The organism is Bacteroides sp. 1_1_14 (assembly GCF_000162515.1).
GTDB lineage: Bacteria > Bacteroidota > Bacteroidia > Bacteroidales > Bacteroidaceae > Bacteroides > Bacteroides thetaiotaomicron.
The window spans coordinates 297868-301064 of the sequence record NZ_GG774706.1; the positions used below are offsets into that span (position 1 = coordinate 297868).

Genomic DNA, 3197 nt, shown 5'->3' on the forward strand with positions numbered 1-3197 from the left:
CGATATAATCTTATAAATTTGCCTAGTCAGATAACCTTTAGTGATGGTAATACCATTGATTATGAGTATGGATCGGATGGAAGAAAACTTCGTACTGTCCATCAAACAGGTAATACTATCTTAACGACTGATTATTGTGGTAATGCGATCTATGAGAACGGCTCTTTGAAGCTGCTTTTGACTGAGACAGGATATGTTAGTTTCCCTGATAAGAAGTTCCACTTTTATTTGAAGGACCATCAAGGTAATGTGCGTGTAGTTGCTGATAAGGATGGAAAGTTGGAGGAAACGAATGATTACTATCCTTTTGGTGGTACGTTTACAACATCTACGAGTGTTCAGTCTTATAAGTATAATGGTAAGGAGTTGGATAGAAAGAATGGGTTGGATTGGTATGATTATGGGGCACGGATGTATGATGTTGCAATAGGAAGATTTGTGACAACAGATATAATGGAAGAGAAGTATTATTCGATTAGCCCGTATGTGTATGTAGTTAATAACCCGCTGAAATATATTGATTTGAGAGGAGATAGCATAAGTGTTGCAGACCTTTATACAAGGGATAAACAAGGTGAACTTATTAACCCTAATCAAGTGAAGGCTTTTGAATTTCTAGCAAGTACAAAAGAGGGAAAAGCATTATTGGCAAATTTTGCTATGAAAGGGCAAACAATAGCCGGGGTTACTTTCAATAAAGATGGAGAATTCCACAATAAAGGGATTAATATATCATTTGGGACAGGTGTACGTGACTCAGGGGTTTCGGGTAGTACTAATTTTTCTTTAAATAATGAAAATTTGAATATTAGAATAGTGGTAGGAAACTCTTTAGATAATGCTGATCTACTAGATACTTTTATTCATGAAATAGTAATTCACGCTGATCAAAACTCTGCCGATTTTATTGATGACAAAGTGATGAACAATTCAAATGTTTATCCTGCATTAAGAAAAATGGATAAAAACAGACAATATAAACAGCATTGGCAAGAAAGAAATGTGAATAAGGCTATGAAAAGAATTGGACTACCTATATTACAACAATATTACAACTCACAAGGAATAGTAAAATCAAATGATGCTATTGTGAAGTCGATGTATGGATTTTTAAATTAATTGATTATGAAAAAGTGTCTTATAGTAATAGTGCTATTGATTGGAGTGCTATCATGCAGAACAGATAGGACTGATGATTATGAAATAAAAGTGTTTAATGAGATTTTTGATAACTTGGTTGAGGAGATGGGGGCATTAAGTAGTTTTGAAACCCCTCCTCCTCCAATACCATTTCTTGATAATAACAATCCAATGGTGTATGACACTGCTGGATATGATAAAAAGATTATTGAAATTGAAAGAGAAAATAAAAAAATGAGAGATACGACTTTTGTTATTGCTGTTTTTGATACTCTATTCACTTGTTATAATCTAAACTTAGATATTGAATATATCGGAAAACAATTAATGGAACCGGATTATATTGAGGCACTTAACTCTATGAATAAGCATTCAATAAAAAGTCATCTACTGAATCTGTCCGAAATAGAGAATAGAAAACGGTTCATATTGAAATACACTTCAGAGTTTCCTAAAGGATTTGAGATATGGGAAAGAGAAAACTATAATTTTCTTTTTTCAGGAACATTGAGAATGTCGAGGATATACTTTGATAAAGAAAAGCGAGTTGGACTTATTTATTGTTCTTATGCATGCGGACGGCTTTGTGGTGAAGAAGTAATTATTTGCATACGCAAAATTAATGATAAATGGGCTATTGATAAAACAATATTGCTGGGAGTATCGTAATAATTAGGTTGTATTTGTTTGTCTTATTCTGATATGGATTGGCTAAGTCAATCCATGTCAGGGTTTTCATAGTACCTCTTTGGTTTTGATAGGTGCTCATCTATCACAACCATCAATGCCGATAGCTACAGTTCACTATATCCGTAATGCCTTTTGGTTATATGAACGAGTTTATAGGGAAGTTTGCCAACGATATTTTTTTTCTTTAAGTGTTTGGGCTACGTTTGTCAGGACATCCAGTATTCCTGATGATGCAACGACCGGTTATTCAGAAATGCCCGGTTACGGTAAAAGATATTCCGGTGGTTGTAAAGGTCAATTGACGGGAAACTGGACGGCCCGTTTGACGCCTCAGTTGGCAGGTTCAACCTATTCAGTTATGTATTATGATGATCGTTATCGCGTGATTCAGCGGAAAGGGAATAACAGTCTGAATGGTATGGAAGCTGTCTATACATCTTATAATTTTGAAGGCAGTCCCGTGAAAGAGAAACGTGTCCATTCTGTTCCCGGTCAAGACATCATAACGGAAGTTCGTAACTATACCTATGATCTTGCTAATCGTTTGCTTCAAACGACCTACCAATTCAATGATGTTGCTCCTGTTATTCTGGTGGATAATGTCTATGATGAGATCGGTCGTCTGAAAACTGAGAAACGTACTGGTCATTCCAAACTAAGAACTGATTATGCCTATAACCTTCGTTCCTGGACGAAAGGTATTAATGACCCTTTGTTTCACCAAACGCTTAACTATCAGGAATCAATCGATGGAACTACTCCTTGTTATAATGGTAATATCAGTAGTATGACATGGAAGTCGGGAGGATCAGCCGCAACCAATGAAATGGGATATCGTTTCACTTATGACGGCTTGTCTCGCATGAAAGATGCTATCTATGGGGAAGCGAATACACTGTCAATCAATCATAACCGCTTTAATGAACAGATAACCGGTTATGATAAGATGGGCAATATTCTGGGTTTGCTCAGGTATGGTCAAACAAGTGCAACAGGTTATGGTCTGGTTGATAACTTAAATTTGGTTTACAATGGTAATCAACTTCAGTCTGTCGATGATCATGCGCCAAACTCGGTTTATGGTAACGGTATGGAGTTCAAGGATAATGTTAATCAGCCTGTAGAATACGGATATGACAAAAACGGTAACTTGACTAAAGATTTGAACAAGAATATTAGTAATATTCGATATAATCTTATAAATTTGCCCAGTCAGATAACCTTTAGTGATGGTAATACCATTGATTATGAGTATGGATCGGATGGAAGAAAACTTCGTACTGTCCATCAAACAGGTAATACTATCTTAACGACTGATTATTGTGGTAATGCGATCTATGAGAACGGCTCTTTGAAGCTGCTTTTGA

Annotated in this window: 2 protein-coding genes and 1 pseudogene; all 3 read left to right on the plus strand. The window is 35.8% G+C overall.

Annotation, left to right across the window (positions count from 1 at the left end; all coding sequences use genetic code 11):
* On the plus strand, nucleotides 1–1119 hold a 1119-nt coding region (locus HMPREF9007_RS26255; protein ID WP_129593466.1), incomplete at its 5' end, for an RHS repeat-associated core domain-containing protein.
* Nucleotides 1120–1125: 6 nt separating this feature from the next.
* On the plus strand, nucleotides 1126–1809 hold the full coding sequence (locus tag HMPREF9007_RS11420; protein WP_008761854.1) for a hypothetical protein: 684 nt from the start codon (nucleotides 1126–1128) through the stop codon (nucleotides 1807–1809).
* A 115-nt stretch (nucleotides 1810–1924) separates the two neighbouring features.
* Nucleotides 1925–3197, plus strand: a pseudogene (locus tag HMPREF9007_RS27180) (RHS repeat-associated core domain-containing protein); the annotation flags it as partial.